Origin of the sequence: Streptosporangium sp. NPDC048047 (genome assembly GCF_040653115.1) — a bacterium.
Lineage (GTDB): Bacteria > Actinomycetota > Actinomycetes > Streptosporangiales > Streptosporangiaceae > Streptosporangium.
Genome location: NZ_JBEZNH010000003.1, coordinates 87,927 through 104,744 on the forward strand (window position 1 = coordinate 87,927; position 16,818 = coordinate 104,744).

The following is a 16,818-nucleotide window of genomic DNA, read 5'->3' on the forward strand; positions in this document are numbered from 1 at the left end:
GGGCCCGCCGTACGGCGTCGTCACGGGGGTCGCGCGGAGGCCGCACGTCCGGCCGGCCGGACGCCGCCCCGGCGGACGGCCGTACGGCTTCCCCGGCCGGGTGACGGCCGTGCCCGGCGTGTTGCCGGGATGATCTCCGGGGGACGCCCGCTAACGTTCCGTCAATGGGCGACCACCCCGCGGGCGACGTGATCTGGCTGTTCGGCGTCGCCCCGGCCGCCTTCGCGGTGACGCTGGCGCTGTCGGCCCCGCTGGGATGGCTGGCGCTGCGCTGCGGGCTGACCGACCGCCGCCGCAGCCGGGGCGTCCACGGACGGCCCACCCCCTATCTGGGCGGGGTCGCCGTCGCCCTCGGCACGCTCGTCACCGCGCCGTGGGTGCTGCGCGACCCCGTGAGCGGCGCGGTGCTCGCCGGGGCGCTGACGCTGGCCGCGGCCGGTCTGGTGGACGACGTCGCCCCGCTGCCCCCGGCGCTGCTGCCGGCGGTCGCGGGGGTCGCCGCCGCCGCGGTGGCCGCCTGCGGGGTACGGGTCACGGTGACCGGCGGGTGGCTCGACCTCGCGATCACGGTGGCCTGGCTGACGGTGACGACCCGCTCGTTCAGCCTGCTCGACAACGCCGACGGCGCGCTGGCCGCGATGGCGGTGGTCGCCGGGACGGGACTGGCGATGGCGGCGTTCCTCACCGGGCGGGCCGTCCCGGGGGTCCTGCTCATCGCCGTGGCGGCGGCGGGGCTGGGGTTCCTCTGGCACAACTGGGCACCGGCCCGGGTGCTCATGGGCAGCGCCGGTTCCCTGTTCACCGGGTTCCTGCTCACCGCCTCGGCGGCTCTCCTGGTGACCGGCCGTCCCGCGCCGCACGCCGCGGCGGGCCTGGTCCTGCCGTCCCTCGTCGCGCTCACCGACACCGCCGTGGTGCTGACGGCCCGCCTGGGCGGCCGGCCGGCGCGGGACGCCGCCGGCCACTTCTCCCACCGCCTGCGCCGGATCGGGCTGCGCCCGTGGGCCGTCGCCGCGCTGCCGGCGAGCCTGACCGCGGTGACGTGCTCGCTGAACCTGGCCGTGGCGACGGGCGTCGCCGAGCCGTTCACCGCGGTCGTGGCCGGGGCGGGCACGTGCCTCGTCCTGACCTGCGGGTTGCTGCTGGCCGGTCCCGCGCCGCGCCCCGCCCCGCCGCGCGCCTGAGCGGACGGGCAGGCGGGCGGGTGCGCCGGCGGACGGGCGGGGGGGCGACAGGACACGCGGGCGGACGCGGACAGGTGCGGGCAGGCGAAAGGGCCCGCGCCACGGGAGGGGGTCGTGGCACGGGCCCTTTCGGTCCATCCAGGGTGGCCGGATTCGGCCCGCCGGGGCTCAGACGCGGGCGTGGGCCGGGTGCCCGATCGCCAGGCCGGAGGACGGGTCGAAGAAGTGCAGGTTGTGGGTGTCGACGACCAGCTCGATGTTCTGGCCGGGACGGACGTGGCTGCGGGAGTTGACCCGGGCGGTCCACAGCGACTTGTCGCCCACCAGCGGCAGCGCCGCCTCCTCGTCGTCGCCCGCGTCGGCGGCGGCGACGGTGTCCTGGTGCTGGACCGGCGGGGCGTCGATGAGGAACAGCACGTTGATCTCCGAGCCCAGCTCCTCGGTGACCTCGGCGCGGACCGGCAGCCGGGTCCAGCCTCCGGCCTGGCCGTTGGCGACGACGGAGTCGTCGAAGTCGGAGGGGCGGATGCCCAGGATGAGCTGCTTGCCGATGTACTGGTCCAGGCCGGGCTTCTCGGTGAAGGTCTCCTGCGGCACCGGGAGGTTGAATCCGGCGAAGGCGACCGAGGCGCCGCCGTCGCCGCGCACCAGCTCGGCGTTGACGAAGTTCATCGACGGGGAGCCCATGAAGCCCGCGACGAACAGGTTGACCGGGTTGTCGAAGAGGTTCTGCGGGGTGTCGACCTGCTGGAGCAGGCCGTCGCGCAGGACGCAGACGCGGTCGCCGAGGGTCATGGCCTCGACCTGGTCGTGGGTGACGTAGACGGTCGTCACGCCGAGCCGCTCGTGCAGGGTGTTGAGGGAGGCGCGCATGGAGACGCGGAGCTTGGCGTCCAGGTTGGACAGCGGCTCGTCCATGAGGAAGGCCTGCGGCTCACGCACGATGGCGCGGCCCATCGCGACACGCTGGCGCTGACCGCCGGACAGGGCGGCGGGCTTGCGCTTGAGGTACTGCTCCAGGCCGAGCATCTTGGCGGCCTCGTTGACCCGCTTGGAGATCTCCGCCTTGGGCATCTTGCGGAGCTTCAGACCGAAGGCGAGGTTCTCCTCGACGGTCATGTGCGGGTAGAGCGCGTAGTTCTGGAAGACCATGGCGATGTCGCGGTCCTTCGGCGGCAGGTGGTTGACCACCCGGTCGCCGATGATGATCTCGCCGCCGCTGATGTCCTCGAGCCCGGCGATCATGCGCAGCGCGGTCGACTTGCCGCAGCCGGAGGGGCCGACCAGCACCATGAACTCGCCGTCCTTGATCTCAAGGTTGAGGCTGTTCACGGCTTTCACGCCACCCGCGTAGATCTTGTCGACGTTCCTGAGAACGATGGATGCCATCACAGTCCTTCGCGCCTCGGGCCAACCCCGCGTTCACCCGATGTGGATACGTTTTCATGCATCTCATCGGAACCGGACATCCCTGTCAAGGGTTTGCCCGATTTCGGCTTGTCCGGCGGCCTGAAGGTGTCGCTCCGCACTGGATCGGATACGGAAAACATGATGGAATCGTTTCCATGAGTATGCGTCGCACGACCATCAAGGACGTCGCCGGGGCGGCGGGGGTCGGGGTGGCCACCGTGTCGCGGGTCCTGTCCGGCGGCTCGGCCAGCCCGGAGACCAGGGAGCGGGTGCTGGCCGCCGCGACCCAGCTCGACTACCGTCCCAGCGCGCTCGGGCGCAACCTGCGCCAGCAGCGCTCCGGAGGGATCGGCCTGCTGGTGCCCGACATCACCGACAGCTTCCACGGCCGCCTGGCCGACGGCGTGCTGGCCTGCGCCCGCTCGGCCGGTGAGCCGGTGATCCTGGGCGCCACCGGCGACGACCCCGAGCGCGAGGCCGAGATGGTCGGCATGCTGCTGGAACAGGGCGTGGGCCGGATGGTCGCGGTCCCCTCCGGGAGCGGGGAGATCTGGGAGCCCACCCTGCGCACCGGGCTGACCACGGTGTTCGCCCACCGGGTTCCGGCCGGGCGCGGCGACGTGCCCGCCGTCCTGGCCGACGACCGGGCGGGCGTGCGGACCGCGGTGGACTACCTGACGGGGCTGGGCCACCGCCGCATCGCCTATCTGGGCGGCCCGGGGCAGGAGCAGCGGGTGGCGGCCTTCCGCGAGGCGCTCGGCCCCCTGGTGGACGAGGACCTCCTCGTCTTCGCCCGCGGCAGCCGCGACTCCGCCTACGCCGCCGCGGCCGGGCTCCTCCAGCACCGCCCCGACCTCACCGCCGTGCTCGCCGGGGGCAACCTCCTGGGCGAGGCGGCCGTGCTCGCCGCCCGGGAGCTGGACCTGCGGGTGCCCAGGGACCTGTCGCTGATCATGTTCGACGACGTTCCCTGGGCCGAGCTGTGCGCTCCCCCGCTGACCGTGATCGCCCAGCCGGCCCAGGACATCGGGTACCGGGCGGCCGAACTGGTGCTGCGCGGGGACGGCCGGCGCCCTCGCGGCGTGCTGCTGCCGACCGAGCTGGTCGTGCGGGGCAGCTGCGCCCCTAGAGGGACTTCTCGATCGCCGCGATGACGGCGGGATCCCCGGGCTCGACGCGGGGCCGGAACCTCGCCAGCACCTCCCCCTCCTTCGAGACCAGGAACTTCTCGAAGTTCCACTGCACGTCCCCGGCCTCGCCGTCGGCGTCGGAGGCCGTGGTCAGCGCGGCGTAGAGCGGGTGACGGTCCTCGCCGTTGACGTCGGCCTTGGCCAGCAGCGGGAAGTCCACGCCGTAGGTGACCGAGCAGAACTCCTGGATCTCCTCCGCGCTCCCCGGCTCCTGGCCCATGAACTGGTTGCACGGCACCCCGACGACGGTCAGGCCCCGCTCGCGGTAGGCGCGCTGGATCTCGACGAGACCGGCGTACTGGGGGGTGAGGCCGCACCGGGAGGCCACGTTCACGACGAGGGCGGGCCCGTCGCCGGCCAGCTCGCCGAGCGTGGTGGAGGCGTCATCGAGCGTACGGACGGAAATATCACGAATACTCATGATCTGCAGCCTATTCCTGCTGTCACATCCGGGAGTTATGACGCCCGCTTTGGGAAATGTGACACAGCTCATAGGCGGCGCGCCCACCCCCTCGCCGATGTCTTGATCGAACTCTAACCGATCTTTGACATGGATCTTGACTTCCCCTGTCGGCTTGGTCCGTCCCGGGGTGACTGCGGCATCGTGTCGGAGTCACCCAGCCAGACGAACCAGACGAAAGGGATATGCCTATGCCGACGCTCCGCCGTACCGGTGTCCTGCTGGCCTCCTCCGCCCTGGCCCTCAGTGCCGGGGTCGCCACCCAGTCCTCCCCCGCCCTCGCCTCCGCCTCCCGCACCTCGGCGCAGGCCAACAAGGCCATCGGCGCCTCCATGGTCGCCGCGCGGGGATGGAGCAGGGCGCAGTTCGGCTGCCTGAGCCTGCTCTGGGCGAGGGAGAGCGGCTGGAACCACCGGGCCCACAACCGCTACTCCGGCGCCTACGGCATCCCCCAGGCCCTCCCCGGAGGGAAGATGGCCGGCGCCGGCCGCGACTGGCGGACCAACCCCAGGACCCAGATCAAATGGGGTCTTTCGTACATCAAGCAGCGTTATGGCACGCCGTGTGGCGCGTGGGGCCACTTCCGCTCCCACGGTTGGTACTGATCGAAACCCCATCCCGGGCTGATCTTCATTCCTTCCCCTCGCATGGCGGAACGACGTCCGGCAAGGAAGACGTCGCCGAACCGCCCGGGTACCGCTAAGAACCCGCAAACATCCTTCCTCCGCGCGCCGCAGTCGGCGACCGGCGCTCTTCGCGCGTACTAGAAAGCGCCGTAGAGAGATCGCCGCGGGCCTCATGCCGGAATCGGGCCGGCGAGACCGCGCGGGCTTCCGCATCCGAGCCACGGGTGCCGGAACGCCGAGCGGCGAGGGAGCACCGTCTCCCCCGCCGCCTCCCGCACGCGGCCAGCGAAGAAGGACAGATGTGGACAGTTATCGCGTTCTGCGTAACGCAGTTGTGACCATGCTCGCCACCTCGACAATGGTCGGCCCGGCGGCGATCGGGTGGGCCGAGGAGCTCGCGGAGCCCGTCCTGCGCAAGCAGGCCGGGGCGATGATGCACCGCGGCACCTGGTTCACCCGGGCCAGGCCGGTCAGAGTCGCCGTGAGGACGGCCAGCAGCAGGAACAGGGCGATCGCCTTCCGCCTGCTGGCCCGGCGCGCATGGTCATACGACCAGTTCCGATGTCTCGACAGCCTGTGGACGAGGGAGAGCGGCTGGAACCACCAGGCCCACAACCCCGCCTCGGGCGCCTACGGCATTCCCCAGGCCCTGCCGGGCTCGAAGATGAGCGGCAGCGGCGGGGACTGGCGGTCGAACCCCGCGACCCAGATCCACTGGGGTCTTGGCTACATCAAGAACCGCTACGGCACGCCGTGCGGCGCATGGGGTCACTTCCAGGCGAGCAACTGGTACTGACGCGGGCGAGGAGTGCCCAGGGGAAGGGAGCACTCCCGCCGGAGCCGGACCACCGGCGCCCGGGGCTCACGAGGCCCCGGGCGTCACCCCGCCGACGACCTCAGCCGCACGGCGACGGCCTGGATGAGCATCTCCAGGCCGAACTCGAACTCCGCCTCGTGGTCGCAGTCGGCCAGCGGCCCCGCCAGCTCGCTCACCTGGGGGAACAGCAGCGGATCTGCGTCGGCCACCGCGATGTCGGGCCGGTGCACCGGCGCGAACGTCGGGGTGACGCCGACCTCGCGCAGCAGCGAGCCCACGATGTAGGCGATGAACACCCGCAGGACGCGCACGGCCTCCCGCCCGCCGAACCCGGCGTCGCGCAGCGTGGACAGCGCCCGCTCCACCGGCAGCAGTCCGGCGGCCGAGCTCAGCTGGCGGCTGACCACCACCATCGTGCAGCGCGGGTAGTGGTGGGCGATCTGCCGGAACGCCCGCGCCTGCATCCGCACCCGGTCGGTCCACTCGGCGTCCGGGTCGTCGGCGAACTCGATCTGCGAGAGCACCGCCTCGGCCACGCCGTCCAGCAGGGCCGACTTGCTGGGCACGTGGTTGTAGAGCGACATCACGCCCACGCCCAGGTCCGCGGCGATCCTGCGCATGGACACGGCGTCGGCGCCCTCGCGCTCGATCAGGTCGACGGCGGCGGCGACGATGCGCGGGCGGGACAGCGGCTGGGCGGGCATGGCGCCATTGTCTCCTTCTCCTGGTTCTCCCGGCGCACGCGTCTCTTCGTCTCTTGACGCGCGCGCGGCACGGGTGCCAGTCTCGCAGTGTACGTACGGTGTACGTCCCTGGAGGCCAGATGTCGACGCACGACCTGTACGCGATCCCCGCCGAGCTTTCCACGTGGGACGTCGAGGCGGCCGGAGCCGCCCGCTTCACGTGGGAGTACGACGAGGGCCGGGACCGCATGCTCGCCCTCTACCAGAAGGGCAAGGACAAGCAGTGGGACTCCGTCAAGCGCATCGACTGGGACCTCGAGGTCGATCCGTACGACGTGCTCGGCGTCCCCGACACCACCATCGCCATCTACGGCACGCCGCTGTGGGACAGGATGGGCGAGCAGCAGCGCAAGGACGTGCGCCTGCACAACGCCTCGTGGCAGTTCTCCCAGTTCCTGCACGGTGAGCAGGGCGCGATGATCTGCTCGGCGCGGATCGTCGAGTCCGTCCCCGACCTCGACTCGAAGTTCTACGCCGCCACCCAGACCATGGACGAGGCCCGGCACGCCGAGACCTACGCCCGCTTCCTGCAGGAGAAGGTCGGCCACGCCTACCCCATCAACCCCCACCTGAAGTCGCTGCTGGACAGCACGCTGAGCGACTCCCGCTGGGACATGCCCTACCTCGGCATGCAGGTGCTCATCGAGGGCCTGGCGCTGGCGGCCTTCGGGGTGATGCGCGACATCACCACCAAGCCGCTGCCCAAGCAGATCCTCGCCTACGTGATGCAGGACGAGGCCCGGCACGTCGCCTTCGGCCGGATGGCGCTGCGCGACTACTACCGTCAGCTCAGCGAGAGCGAGCTGCGGGAGCGCGAGGAGTTCGTCATCGAGGGCTGCTACCTCATGCGCGACCGGCTGCGCGGCCGGGAGACGTGGGAGACCATCGGCCTGAACAAGGCCGAGGTCGCCCAGGCCATGGAGTCCGTGGACCAGTCGGAGTACATGAAGCTGTTCCGCTCCCTGCTGTTCAGCCGCATCGTCCCCTGCGTCAAGGACATCGGGCTGTGGAGCCCGCGCCTGCAGCAGGCCTACGCCGACATGGGCGTCCTGGACATGGCGGGCCAGAGCCTGGACGCGCTGATGAAGCAGGACGAGGACATCGCCGAGCGGCTCGACGCCGAACGGTTCGCCGCCGAGGAGGCCGAGCGCCACGACGAGGTGGCCGAGACGGTGGCCCTCGGCGGCTCCTGACCCCTCCCGTACGGTGCCCGCCCCGCCTCCCCCGCCGGGAGGCGGCGTCGTCGCGCTCGGCCGCCGCCTCCCGCCGGGCGAGGCCGGCTGTGCCCGGCCCCGCCCGGTCAGGCGGGCAGGGCCGGGTAGTCGGTGTATCCGGCCGGGCCGCCGCCGTAGAAGGTGGCCGGGTCCGCGGTGTTGAGAGGGGAGCCGGTCGCCAGGCGGCGGGGCAGGTCGGGGTTGGCGAGGAAGAGCCGCCCGAAGGCGATCAGGTCGGCGGTCCCGTCCTGGATCAGCGCGAGTTCCTCAGGGCCGGTCGGACGGTCGCCGGTGTACGGGTTGAGGATGAACGCGCCGGGGAAGCTCCGGCGCATGGCGTGCGTCAGGTCCCGGTGACCGGCCTCCATGACGTGCAGGTACGCCAGGTCCAGGGCGGCTACCCGCTCGACGAGCGCCTGGTAGACGGGGTGCGGGTCGGGCTCGTGGATGTCGTTGCTCGTCCCTCCCGGCGAGAGGCGCAGGCCGGTGCGGTCGCCGCCGATCGCGGCGGCGACCGCGGAGACGGCCTCCACGGCGAACCGGATGCGCCCCGGGACCGAGCCTCCCCAGCCGTCGGTGCGCCGGTTGGTGCCGGGGGCGAGGAACTGGTGGATCAGGTAGCCGTTGGCGCCGTGCAGTTCCACCCCGTCGAAGCCCGCCTCGACGGCGTTGCGGGCGGCGCTCGCGTAGTCGGCGACGATCTGCTCGATCTCGGCGGCCTCCAGCTCGCGCGGGGTGACGAAGTCCTTCATGCCGTCGGGGGTGAACAACCGCCCCCGCGCGGCGACCGGCGACGGCGCCACCGGGACCAGGCCGCCGGGCAGCAGGACGGGGTGACCGATCCGGCCGGTGTGCAGCAGCTGGGCGAAGATCTTCCCGCCCTCCGCGTGCACCGCGTCGGTCACCTTGCGCCAGGCGGAGACCTGCTCGGCGGAGTGCAGGCCGGGGGTGAACGGATACCCCTGGCCGGTCACCGACGGCTGGGCGCCCTCGGTGATGATCAGTCCCGCGGAGGCGCGCTGGGCGTAGTACTCCGCGGTAAGTTCCGTCACCAGTCCGCCGGGGGCGCGGCTGCGGGTCATCGGTGCCATGACCACCCGGTTGGCGAGTCGCGTGCCGCCGACGGTGATCGGATCGAATGCGCTGGTCATGCTGTCTCCTCTTCGCCGGCCGGCCTGTCGGCCGGCCCGCTGGCCGGTCCGCCGGGCACGGGCCGGCGGGTCGTACGTACGGGTGTCGTACGGGTGTCGTACGGGGGCATCCGGGGGTCGTACGGGGTCACGGTGAGCGGCGTCGCCGCGTCGCGGGCGACCGGCCTCATCGGCGCCGCGGCAGGAGCAGACCGGCCGCCGCGACGGCCAGGCCGAGCCCGGCCGCCAGGAGGAAGACCAGGGCGTAGCCGGAGGCGAGGGCGGAGGCCGGGGAGCTCGCACCGGCCGCCGAGGCGGCTCTGGCGCCGGCGGCCGTCGCGAGCACCGCCAGGCCGATCGACCCGCCCACCTGACCGGCGGTCTGGGCCAGGCCGCCGACGATCCCCGCGTCTCCTTCGGGGGCGTCGGCGGTCGACGCGGCCATGAGGGTGGGGAAGGTCAGCCCGATGCCGGCCGCGACGAGCAGCATGGGCCCGAGCACGCCGGTGAGATAGCCGCTGCCGGTGTGGGCCTGGGCGAGCCACCCGAAACCGGCCAGGAGGAATGCGCCGCCGGCCATCACGGGAAGGCGTGCCCCGAACCGGGGCGGCAGGACGGCCGCCCATCGCGCGACCAGCAGGAACGTCACCGCCGCGGGGGTCTGGGCGAGCCCGGCCTGAAGCGCGCTGAAGCCGAGGACATTCTGCAGGAAGAGCGAGGTGAAGTACCACATCGCGATGGTGATCCCGCCGAACAGCAGCAGCGTGCCGCTGCCGGCGGCGACCCCCCGGATCCTGAACAGCCGCAGGGGCACCATGGGCCGGTCGGCGAGACGCGCCTCCACGACCGTGAAGACGACGAGCAGGAGCAGTCCCGCGGCGATCGGCCCGGCGACCGGTACGGACGCCCAGTCGCCGTCGGCGCCCCGCATGACCCCGTAGACCAGCGCGGCCAGCCCCGCCGTCCCGGTGACCGCGCCGGTGAGGTCGAGCGATCCGCGCCGGCCGGTCCGCGTGCCGGCGAGCGACATCACGGCCGCGCCGATCAGCACCGCGCCGATCGGCACGTTGATGAGGAAGACCCACCGCCATGAGACGCCGGTCGTGATGGCGCCGCCGGCGACCGCGCCGACCGTTCCGCCCACACCGCCCGAGGCCGACCACGCGCCGAACGCCCTGGCTCGCGCGCCCGGCTCGGTGAAGGAGGTGTTGATCACGGCCAGCGTCGCCGGGGCCATCATGGCGGCTCCGGCGCCCTGCGCGACCCGGGCCGCCACCAGCACCTCCGCGGTGGCCGCCAGGCCGGCGGCCAGGCTGGCGACCGAGAACAGGAGCAGCCCGGCGACCAGCATCCGGCGCGGGCCGAACAGGTCGGCGGCGCGCCCGCCCGGCAGCATGAAACCGGCGAAGGTGAGCAGGTAGCCGTTCACGACCCAGGCCAGGCCGACGGGGGTGAAGCCGAGGTCCTCGCGGACCGAGGGCAGGGCGACGTTGATGATGGCCGAATCCAGGATGACCATGAACTGGCAGGCGCACACCAGCGGCAGGACCAGCCAGGCCGCGTACGGTCTGGCCCGTGGAGTCGTGGTGCGGGTGCTCGTCATGGGTTCTTCTCCCTTGCCGTCCCGCCGCTCACACGGACGGGGAGATCGTCGGGTCCCGGCTCCACAGGCGGCCCGGGCGCGGTTCCACAGGCGGCCCGGTTCCGGCTCCGCGGACGGCCCGGTTCCGGTTCCGGCTCCGCGGACGGTCCGGTAGCGGGCGGACGCGCAGGCCCCCGGCGTCACAGCGGATGCGCCGGCCCCTCGGTGTCGAGTAGGATTAGTTAAGCAGATAAATATTATGCGCATAACTAATGTGTCAAGGAGGGCCCATGGACTTCGAGGAAGCGGACGCGCTCAACCAGGCCATCCGCCTGCTGAGCCTGCGTCACCGTGCCAGGGCCGCGGCGCTGCTCGCCCCGCTCGGCCTGCACCCCGGGCAGGAGGCCCTCCTGCTCGAACTCGCCCGGACCGGCCCGAGGATCCAGGCCCAGCTCAGCGAGGCACTCGGCTGCGAGCCGCCCAGCGTCACGCTCATGACCCGCAAGCTCGAAGCCGCCGGCCACATCCGCCGCACGCCCGACCCCGCCGACAGACGCGCCAGCGTCGTCGAACTCACCGACAGCGGCAGAGCCCTGGCCGACCGGGTCAAGCTGCTGTGGTGCGCCCTGGCGGAGGAAACCGTGACCGGCCTGCCCGCCCGGACCGTGGCGGAGCTGCCCGGCGTCCTCCGGACGCTGACCGGCAACGTCGACGCCAGACGCCCCCGTCCCCACGGCCCGGACGCCGGATCATGAGATGCCGGGCACGCCGGCCGGGGCGTGACGCCGGGCGGTGGACGCGCATCCGGACCATGACGGCCGTCGGCGCGGGACCGGCCGTCACGCGGGCCCTCCCCACATGAGCCCTCACACGCGGACCCTCCACGCACGGGCCCTCTAACGGACGAGGACGAAGCCGATCGCGCCGGCGGCGACGGCCATCGTGCCGAGCCAGGCGATGACGGCGTCGGCGCGGTCGTCGAGGGGGCGGCCCTCGTGCAGGGCCCGCTGCACGCGCCGGTAGCGGACGCCGACGCGGGACAGCAGCAGCGCCCCGCAGAGGGCGGCCAGGACGAAGGGGATCGCGACGACCGGCCGGATACCGGTGCGCAGGACGATCCCCCCGGCGCCCAGGCCGCCGACGGCGAGCGTGGCGGCGGTGCGCATCCAGGCCAGCCGGGTGCGCTCGTTCTGCAGGCCCTCGTCCCACAGCTGGTTCATCGGGTCACCTCCGGCGCGGGCTCCGGTCTCCGGTGCGGCGGGCACCGGGTCAGCGGCCCAGCAGGATGAGGATCAGGGCGAGCGCCGCCACGGTGGCCACGCCGTACCCCAGGACGGGGGCGAGGGCCGGCGCCGGGAGCGGGGAGGCGTTGCGCAGCGCTTGCTGCACGCGACGCCAGCGCGGGTAGGCCATCGCGGCCGACACCGCCGACAGGAACACCAGGAGGACGGCGAGGGCCGTCCGCATCCAGGGCACGAAGACGTCCTCGGGGACCGCGGCCATGGCGACGCCGCCCGCGCTCAGCGCCAGCGAGGTGCTGAGCCAGGTCAGGAAGGTGCGTTCGTTCGCGAGTGTGAACCGGGGATCCGGTTCGTGACCAGGGGCGCTCATGCAATCGACGGTATTTCCCCGATATTTCCCATAGAGAACCCGGGATCCCGTTGGCGCCCGGCTCGGGGGTTTCCTCGCGCGGACCGGCCTCCTCATCGACGGATCGCGGGCACCGTGAGAAGCCGGGGTCTCCGCCACGCGGACCGGGCGTTTCCGCCCGGCCCGCCGGACCCCGGGCAGCGGACCCCGAGCAGCGGACCGGCGGGCTTTCGCACGGCAGGCCGGGAAAGGCGGGTCAGGAGCAGGCGGAGCCCAGCTGCTCGATCCAGCGCACCGAGTCGGTCGCGGTCTTCTGCGCCGCGTCGACGGCGCTGTTGGCGTCGGTGACGTTCACCTTCCGCAGGTCGGCGGCCACCCCGTCGGCGGCCTCCTTCAGCGTGGTGTTGGCGGCCTGGTCGGCGAGACCGCTGAGCTTCGAGGCGCCGTCGTTCAGCGCCTTCTCCAGGGCGGCGGGATCGTCGGTCAGGCCGGAGATCTTGCTCACCGTCTCGGTGACGATGCCGGTGGCCTGCAGGCACTGCTGCGCCTTGTCGACGCCCTGACTCACCTCCTGCAGTTCGGAGCATCCCGTGGTGAACAGGGCGGCGGCCAGCGCGGCGGCGGCGAGAGCGGGGACACGTCGCGTAAGGGGTCGCATGCGAAAGACCCTACCCGGCGGACCCGTACGGCGAGCGGCGCCGCCGGGACACATGTCCCGCCGGAGCGGCCGGTCCGGCGGCGGAGACCGTACGATCGGTCCCCTCGGCGGGGCCGCCCGGTCACCGCCGGACCGCCTCGGCGGTGGCCGCGTGGCCGCCGCCGGACGTCCCGGGCGGTGACCGTACGATCTCCGTGAGGCGTCTTCGACCAAGGGGGAACACATGACCACCTGCGAACACCTGACCAAGGCCGGGGATCCGTCCCCTCGCACCCCCGAGGGGTGCGAGGAGTGCCTGAAGACCGGAATGCGCTGGGTCCACCTGCGCAGGTGCCTGGACTGCGGGCACATCGGCTGCTGCGACTCCTCGCCCGGCCGGCACGCCACCGCCCACTTCCGGGAGGAGGGCCACCCGGTCATCGCCTCGTTCGAGCCGGGCGAGACCTGGCGGTGGTGCTTCGTCGACGAGACGCTCGGCTAGGACCTGTTTTGTGGATCTTCGCCGTGGCGAGGATCCACAAAACAGGTCCCAGGTCCCGTCCTGCGGATCCCCGTCACGGAGAGGATCCGCGGAGGAGAACCCAGGTCCCGTTCCGCGGATCTCCGCGGCAGGCGGGACGGTCCGCGAGAACGGGACCCGGGGGCGCGCCCCGGCCCCGGAGGCCCGGGACCGGGGCGCGCCCGTCAGGCGTCCTGCGGAGCCCCCTCCTCCAGCAGGCGGCCTTCGGCGAGCCGCAGCCGGCGGTTCACCCCGATCTCGGCGAGGAACCGCTCGTCGTGACTGACCACCACGAACGCCCCCCGGTACGCCTGAAGCGCGCTCTCCAGCCGGCCGACGCTCACCAGGTCCAGGTTGTTGGTCGGCTCGTCCAGCAGCAGCAGCTGGGGCGCCGGCTCGGCGTACAGGACGCAGGCCAGCGTGGCGCGCAGCCGCTCGCCGCCGGAGAGCGCCCCGACCGCGAGGTGGGCTCGGGGGCCGCGGAACAGGAAGCGGGCCAGCAGGTTCATCCGTTCGGCCTGCGGCATCGCGGGCGCGAACGCCGCGAGGTTCTCCGCCACGGTGCGGTCGAGGTCGAGCAGGTCCAGCCGCTGGGACAGGTAGGCGACGCGGCCGGCGGCCCGCGTGACCCGGCCGCCCTCCGGCTCCACGTCGCCGCCGAGCACGCGGAGCAGGGTGGTCTTGCCGGCTCCGTTGGGCCCGGTCAGCGCGATGCGTTCGGGGCCCCGGACGGTCAGGTCGATCCCCTGCCCGGCGAAGACCGGCCGGTCGCCGCGGCGGACCCGCACGTGCTCGCCGTGGAAGACCGTGCGCCCGGCCGGCACCTCGGTCCCCGGCAGGTCCAGCGCGATCCGCTGGTCGTCGCGCAGGGCCCGGCTCGCCTCGTCGAGGCGTGTCCTGGCGTCCTCGACCCGCGTGGCGTGCGCCTGCCCCGCCCGGCCCGCCGACTCCTGCGCGCCGCGCTTCATGTTCCCGGCGAAGATACGCGGCAGGCCGGCGTTCTTCAGGTTGCGGGCGGCGTTGCCCGCCCGGCGTTCGGCCCGCTCGCGGGCCTGCTGCATCTCCCGCTTCTCCCGCTTCAGCTCCTGCTCGGCGCTGCGGACGGTCCGCTCGGCGGCCTCCCGCTCCGCGCGCACCGCCTCCTCGTACGCGGTGAAGTTCCCCCCGTAGGAGCGCAGTTCCCCCCGGTCGAGCTCGGCGATGCGGTCCATCCGGTCGAGCAGCGCCCGGTCGTGGCTGACCAGCAGCAGGCAGCCGGTCCAGTCGTCGAGCACGCCGTGCAGCCTGCGGCGGGCGTCGAGGTCGAGGTTGTTGGTCGGCTCGTCGAGCAGGAGCACGTCGGGCCGTCGCAGCAGCTGCGCGGCGAGCCCCAGGGAGACGGCCTGACCGCCGCTGAGCGTGCGCAGACGGCGGCCGAAGTCGAGGTCGGCGAGACCGAGCCGGTCGAGCTGGGCGCGGGTGCGCTCCTCGACGTCCCAGTCGTCGCCGATCACGGTGAAGTGCTCCTCGGCGGCGTCGCCGGACTCGATGGCGTCCAGGGCCGCGATCACCGGGGCGATCCCGAGGACCTCGGCCACGGTCAGGTCGCCGGACAGGGGGAGGCTCTGCGGCAGGTAGCCGAGCACGCCCCCGACGGTGACGCCGCCGCCGGCCGGCCGGTACTCGCCGGCGATGAGTTTGAGCAGGGTGGTCTTCCCGGCGCCGTTGGGGGCCACCAGGCCGGTACGGCCGGGGCCCGCGGTGAAGGACAGCCCCCGGAAGACCGGGGTGCCGTCGGGCCAGGAGAAGGACAGGTCGGAGCAGACGACGGAAGCGTCGGACATGAGAGATGACCTCGTACGGAAGCGGGCGCGTCAGCGGACGCCCGGCGGTCGGCAGGGATCGATGGGACGACGACATGGCCCCGGCGGCGGCGGATGTCACACGCCTGCCGCGGGCCGGCCACTTCCGGTGTCACCCGGAGATGTCGAGGTCCCCTGCCATTCCCGGTCTCCTCATCGATCGCGATCACGGGTCCCGCCCACGATAGCACCCGCGTACGGACGCCGTCCGGGCTCCGGAGCCGTGCGGCCTCGTACGGCACGCCGACGGCCTCCGGGAACGGGCCCCTACTCGCGCTCCAGGTTGGCCTCCTCGAAGTCGAGCTCCCTGATGACCCGGTGCAGCACCTCGTCGTCGAGGCGGCCCTCGTCGCGGAGCCGTACGAGCACGTCACGTTCGACCGCCAGCATCTCCCGGCGCAGCCGCCGGTAGAGCCCGCTGGGCGTCTCCTCGCCCTCCTGGCCGGTCCCGCCGCCGAGCCGCTCCCAGGCGGCGAGCGGCTGGCTCTCGGTCCGCTTCCTGAGCAGCCGCACCACGTGCTCGCCGGACTCGGGGACCCCCTCGCCGACCAGCTCCTCCAGCCGGGCGAGCGAGGCGGTGGCGGCCTGCTGCTTGGCTCCGGCCTCGGCGAGGTTGTCGGCGAAGATCTCCTGCTCGTTGGAGACCCTCAGCCGGCTGATGAGCGCCGGGAACGACAGGCCCTGGATCAGCAGCGTGCCGATCACCACCGTGAACGTGAGGAAGAGGATCGTGGGCCGGCCGGGGAAGTCCTCGGGCAGGGCGAAGGCCGCGGCGAGCGAGACCACCCCGCGCATGCCGGCCCAGCTCACGATGAGCGTCCCCGGCCAGGACGGCGGCTTCGGCTCGTTCCGCCGGATCCGGGCCGACAGCCTCCTCGGCAGGTGCATGCCGGGCACGACCCACACGGCCCTGGCCAGCACCGTCGCCACGAAGACGGCCAGCGCCATCCCGGCGAGCCTCAACGGGTCCTCCCCGCCCAGCGCGCTCATGATCGGCCACAGCTGCAGGCCGATCAGCATGAACACGATGGTCTCCAGGAAGAACCCCATGACCCGCCACACCGCGCCGGACAGCAGCCGGGTGCCGAAGCCCGCCGAGGGCATCCTGTGCCCGATGGACAACCCGACGATCACCACGGCGACCACCCCGGAGGTGTGGGCGACCTCGGCCGCCAGGTAGACCCCGAACGGGATGAGCAGCATGACGGTGTTCTCGGTGAGCGGGTCGCGCAGCAGCCGCAGCAGCCGGTTCAGCAGCCAGGAGAGCGCGACGCCGATCACCACGCCGCCCACCGCGGCGTACAGGAACCTGCCCACCGCCTCCGGCCAGGTGACCCCGGCGCCCAGCGCGGCGGAGACGGCCACCCGGTAGACGGTGAGCGCGGTGGCGTCGTTGAACAGGCTCTCCCCCACCAGGATGGAGACGATCTTGCGGGGCAGCCCGAGCCTGCGGGCCACCGCGACCGCGGCGACCGCGTCGGGCGGCGCCACGATCGCGCCCAGCGCGAAGGCCGCCGCCACCGGAAGCTCGGGCAGCAGCAGGTGGGTCACCCAGCCGACGACCACGGTGGTGAACAGCACCAGCCCGACCGACAGCAGCCCGATCGGCCTGCGGACGGCCTTGAGCCTGGTGTAGGAGCTGTCGATCGCGGCGGAGTAGAGCAGCGGGGGCAGGAACACCAGCAGGATCAGCTCGGGATCCAGCTGGTAGCCGGGCACCAGCGGCGAGAGCACCAGCCCGGCCAGCACCAGCAGCAGCGGCGCGGACCACTCGCGCCGCCTGGCGACGGCGGCCACCGCGATGGCGATGACCGGAACGAGCAGCAGCTGGAGTACGGACTCCTGACTCATGGCTCCCCCGAGCGCGGTGATCC

Annotated in this window: 17 protein-coding genes; 7 read left to right on the forward strand and 10 right to left on the reverse strand. The window is 72.9% G+C overall.

Translation table 11 applies throughout. From position 1 onward, the window contains the following. Positions 1–164 precede the first annotated feature (164 nt). Positions 165–1,184, forward strand: coding sequence for an MraY family glycosyltransferase (locus AB0D67_RS03785; RefSeq protein ID WP_362929546.1), 1,020 nt, complete (start codon positions 165–167; stop codon positions 1,182–1,184). A gap of 168 nt (positions 1,185–1,352) precedes the next feature. On the opposite strand, the gene ugpC is transcribed toward AB0D67_RS03785, so the two are convergent. Then, positions 1,353–2,573 (reverse strand): sn-glycerol-3-phosphate ABC transporter ATP-binding protein UgpC, encoded by a 1,221-nt coding sequence (gene ugpC, locus AB0D67_RS03790; RefSeq protein WP_362929548.1) that lies wholly within the window; start codon positions 2,571–2,573, stop codon positions 1,353–1,355. Positions 2,574–2,749: 176 nt separating this feature from the next. Between ugpC and AB0D67_RS03795 the strand changes: the two genes are divergently transcribed. Beyond that, a complete protein-coding gene (locus AB0D67_RS03795) occupies positions 2,750–3,748 on the forward strand; it encodes a substrate-binding domain-containing protein (RefSeq protein ID WP_362929550.1) in 999 nt (332 codons plus the stop codon). Here the strand turns inward: AB0D67_RS03795 and AB0D67_RS03800 are convergent. Then, positions 3,720–4,205: a glutathione peroxidase gene (locus AB0D67_RS03800; protein ID WP_362929552.1), complete on the reverse strand. Its 486-nt coding sequence runs from the start codon at positions 4,203–4,205 to the stop codon at positions 3,720–3,722. The genes AB0D67_RS03795 and AB0D67_RS03800 overlap by 29 nt on opposite strands. A 230-nt stretch (positions 4,206–4,435) precedes the next feature. Between AB0D67_RS03800 and AB0D67_RS03805 the strand changes: the two genes are divergently transcribed. Beyond that, positions 4,436–4,849: a transglycosylase SLT domain-containing protein gene (locus tag AB0D67_RS03805; protein ID WP_362929554.1), complete on the forward strand. Its 414-nt coding sequence runs from the start codon at positions 4,436–4,438 to the stop codon at positions 4,847–4,849. Positions 4,850–5,171: 322 nt separating this feature from the next. Next, complete coding sequence (locus tag AB0D67_RS03810; RefSeq protein WP_362929557.1) at positions 5,172–5,666, forward strand: lytic transglycosylase domain-containing protein; 495 nt, start codon at positions 5,172–5,174, stop codon at positions 5,664–5,666. Positions 5,667–5,749: 83 nt separating this feature from the next. Here the strand turns inward: AB0D67_RS03810 and AB0D67_RS03815 are convergent, their stop codons facing one another. Beyond that, a complete protein-coding gene (locus AB0D67_RS03815) occupies positions 5,750–6,391 on the reverse strand; it encodes a TetR/AcrR family transcriptional regulator C-terminal domain-containing protein (RefSeq protein WP_362929559.1) in 642 nt (213 codons plus the stop codon). A 119-nt stretch (positions 6,392–6,510) separates the two neighbouring features. Between AB0D67_RS03815 and AB0D67_RS03820 the strand changes: the two genes are divergently transcribed. Continuing rightward, positions 6,511–7,623 carry a ferritin-like domain-containing protein gene (locus AB0D67_RS03820; RefSeq protein WP_362929561.1) on the forward strand — a complete coding sequence of 371 codons (1,113 nt, stop codon included), beginning with the start codon at positions 6,511–6,513 and terminating at the stop codon, positions 7,621–7,623. Positions 7,624–7,730: 107 nt separating this feature from the next. On the opposite strand, the gene AB0D67_RS03825 is transcribed toward AB0D67_RS03820, so the two are convergent. Together AB0D67_RS03825 and AB0D67_RS03830 are read right to left on the reverse strand one after the other, a co-directional pair. After that, on the reverse strand, positions 7,731–8,795 hold the full coding sequence (locus AB0D67_RS03825; RefSeq protein WP_362929563.1) for an alkene reductase: 1,065 nt from the start codon (positions 8,793–8,795) through the stop codon (positions 7,731–7,733). Positions 8,796–8,961: 166 nt separating this feature from the next. Continuing rightward, the gene (locus AB0D67_RS03830; RefSeq protein WP_362929565.1) at positions 8,962–10,377 is read right to left on the reverse strand and encodes an MFS transporter; all 1,416 of its coding nucleotides are present in this window, start codon (positions 10,375–10,377) and stop codon (positions 8,962–8,964) included. A 269-nt stretch (positions 10,378–10,646) separates the two neighbouring features. Here AB0D67_RS03830 and AB0D67_RS03835 point away from each other — a divergent pair, with 269 nt between their 5' ends. After that, positions 10,647–11,111: a MarR family winged helix-turn-helix transcriptional regulator gene (locus tag AB0D67_RS03835; RefSeq protein WP_362929567.1), complete on the forward strand. Its 465-nt coding sequence runs from the start codon at positions 10,647–10,649 to the stop codon at positions 11,109–11,111. Positions 11,112–11,252: 141 nt separating this feature from the next. On the opposite strand, the gene AB0D67_RS03840 is transcribed toward AB0D67_RS03835, so the two are convergent. The 3 genes from AB0D67_RS03840 to AB0D67_RS03850 all read right to left on the reverse strand — a co-directional run bounded on the left by AB0D67_RS03840 (position 11,253) and on the right by AB0D67_RS03850 (position 12,604). Further along, on the reverse strand, positions 11,253–11,576 hold the full coding sequence (locus AB0D67_RS03840) for a DUF202 domain-containing protein (protein ID WP_362929569.1): 324 nt from the start codon (positions 11,574–11,576) through the stop codon (positions 11,253–11,255). A gap of 49 nt (positions 11,577–11,625) precedes the next feature. Next, a complete protein-coding gene (locus AB0D67_RS03845) occupies positions 11,626–11,967 on the reverse strand; it encodes a DUF202 domain-containing protein (protein WP_362929571.1) in 342 nt (113 codons plus the stop codon). 235 nt (positions 11,968–12,202) lie between these two features. Continuing rightward, on the reverse strand, positions 12,203–12,604 hold the full coding sequence (locus tag AB0D67_RS03850) for a hypothetical protein (RefSeq protein ID WP_362929573.1): 402 nt from the start codon (positions 12,602–12,604) through the stop codon (positions 12,203–12,205). A 223-nt stretch (positions 12,605–12,827) separates the two neighbouring features. Here AB0D67_RS03850 and AB0D67_RS03855 point away from each other — a divergent pair, with 223 nt between their 5' ends. Beyond that, positions 12,828–13,085 carry a UBP-type zinc finger domain-containing protein gene (locus AB0D67_RS03855; protein ID WP_362929575.1) on the forward strand — a complete coding sequence of 86 codons (258 nt, stop codon included), beginning with the start codon at positions 12,828–12,830 and terminating at the stop codon, positions 13,083–13,085. Positions 13,086–13,288: 203 nt separating this feature from the next. Here the strand turns inward: AB0D67_RS03855 and AB0D67_RS03860 are convergent, their stop codons facing one another. After that, on the reverse strand, positions 13,289–14,926 hold the full coding sequence (locus AB0D67_RS03860) for an ABC-F family ATP-binding cassette domain-containing protein (RefSeq protein ID WP_362929577.1): 1,638 nt from the start codon (positions 14,924–14,926) through the stop codon (positions 13,289–13,291). Between the two features lie 285 nt (positions 14,927–15,211). Continuing rightward, positions 15,212–16,795: a Na+/H+ antiporter gene (locus tag AB0D67_RS03865; protein WP_362929579.1), complete on the reverse strand. Its 1,584-nt coding sequence runs from the start codon at positions 16,793–16,795 to the stop codon at positions 15,212–15,214. Positions 16,796–16,818: the final 23 nt, after the last annotated feature.

Excerpts from the sequence above, each read along its gene's own strand:
- AB0D67_RS03785 (WP_362929546.1), top strand. The coding sequence starts at position 165 with ATGGGCGACCACCCCGCGGGCGACGTGATCTGGCTGTTCGGCGTCGCC.
- ugpC (WP_362929548.1), bottom strand. The coding sequence starts at position 2,573 with ATGGCATCCATCGTTCTCAGGAACGTCGACAAGATCTACGCGGGTGGC.
- AB0D67_RS03795 (WP_362929550.1), top strand. The coding sequence starts at position 2,750 with ATGAGTATGCGTCGCACGACCATCAAGGACGTCGCCGGGGCGGCGGGG.
- AB0D67_RS03800 (WP_362929552.1), bottom strand. The coding sequence starts at position 4,205 with ATGAGTATTCGTGATATTTCCGTCCGTACGCTCGATGACGCCTCCACC.
- AB0D67_RS03805 (WP_362929554.1), top strand. The coding sequence starts at position 4,436 with ATGCCGACGCTCCGCCGTACCGGTGTCCTGCTGGCCTCCTCCGCCCTG.
- AB0D67_RS03815 (WP_362929559.1), bottom strand. The coding sequence starts at position 6,391 with ATGCCCGCCCAGCCGCTGTCCCGCCCGCGCATCGTCGCCGCCGCCGTC.
- AB0D67_RS03820 (WP_362929561.1), top strand. The coding sequence starts at position 6,511 with ATGTCGACGCACGACCTGTACGCGATCCCCGCCGAGCTTTCCACGTGG.
- AB0D67_RS03825 (WP_362929563.1), bottom strand. The coding sequence starts at position 8,795 with ATGACCAGCGCATTCGATCCGATCACCGTCGGCGGCACGCGACTCGCC.
- AB0D67_RS03830 (WP_362929565.1), bottom strand. The coding sequence starts at position 10,377 with ATGACGAGCACCCGCACCACGACTCCACGGGCCAGACCGTACGCGGCC.
- AB0D67_RS03835 (WP_362929567.1), top strand. The coding sequence starts at position 10,647 with ATGGACTTCGAGGAAGCGGACGCGCTCAACCAGGCCATCCGCCTGCTG.
- AB0D67_RS03840 (WP_362929569.1), bottom strand. The coding sequence starts at position 11,576 with ATGAACCAGCTGTGGGACGAGGGCCTGCAGAACGAGCGCACCCGGCTG.
- AB0D67_RS03845 (WP_362929571.1), bottom strand. The coding sequence starts at position 11,967 with ATGAGCGCCCCTGGTCACGAACCGGATCCCCGGTTCACACTCGCGAAC.
- AB0D67_RS03850 (WP_362929573.1), bottom strand. The coding sequence starts at position 12,604 with ATGCGACCCCTTACGCGACGTGTCCCCGCTCTCGCCGCCGCCGCGCTG.
- AB0D67_RS03855 (WP_362929575.1), top strand. The coding sequence starts at position 12,828 with ATGACCACCTGCGAACACCTGACCAAGGCCGGGGATCCGTCCCCTCGC.
- AB0D67_RS03860 (WP_362929577.1), bottom strand. The coding sequence starts at position 14,926 with ATGTCCGACGCTTCCGTCGTCTGCTCCGACCTGTCCTTCTCCTGGCCC.
- AB0D67_RS03865 (WP_362929579.1), bottom strand. The coding sequence starts at position 16,795 with ATGAGTCAGGAGTCCGTACTCCAGCTGCTGCTCGTTCCGGTCATCGCC.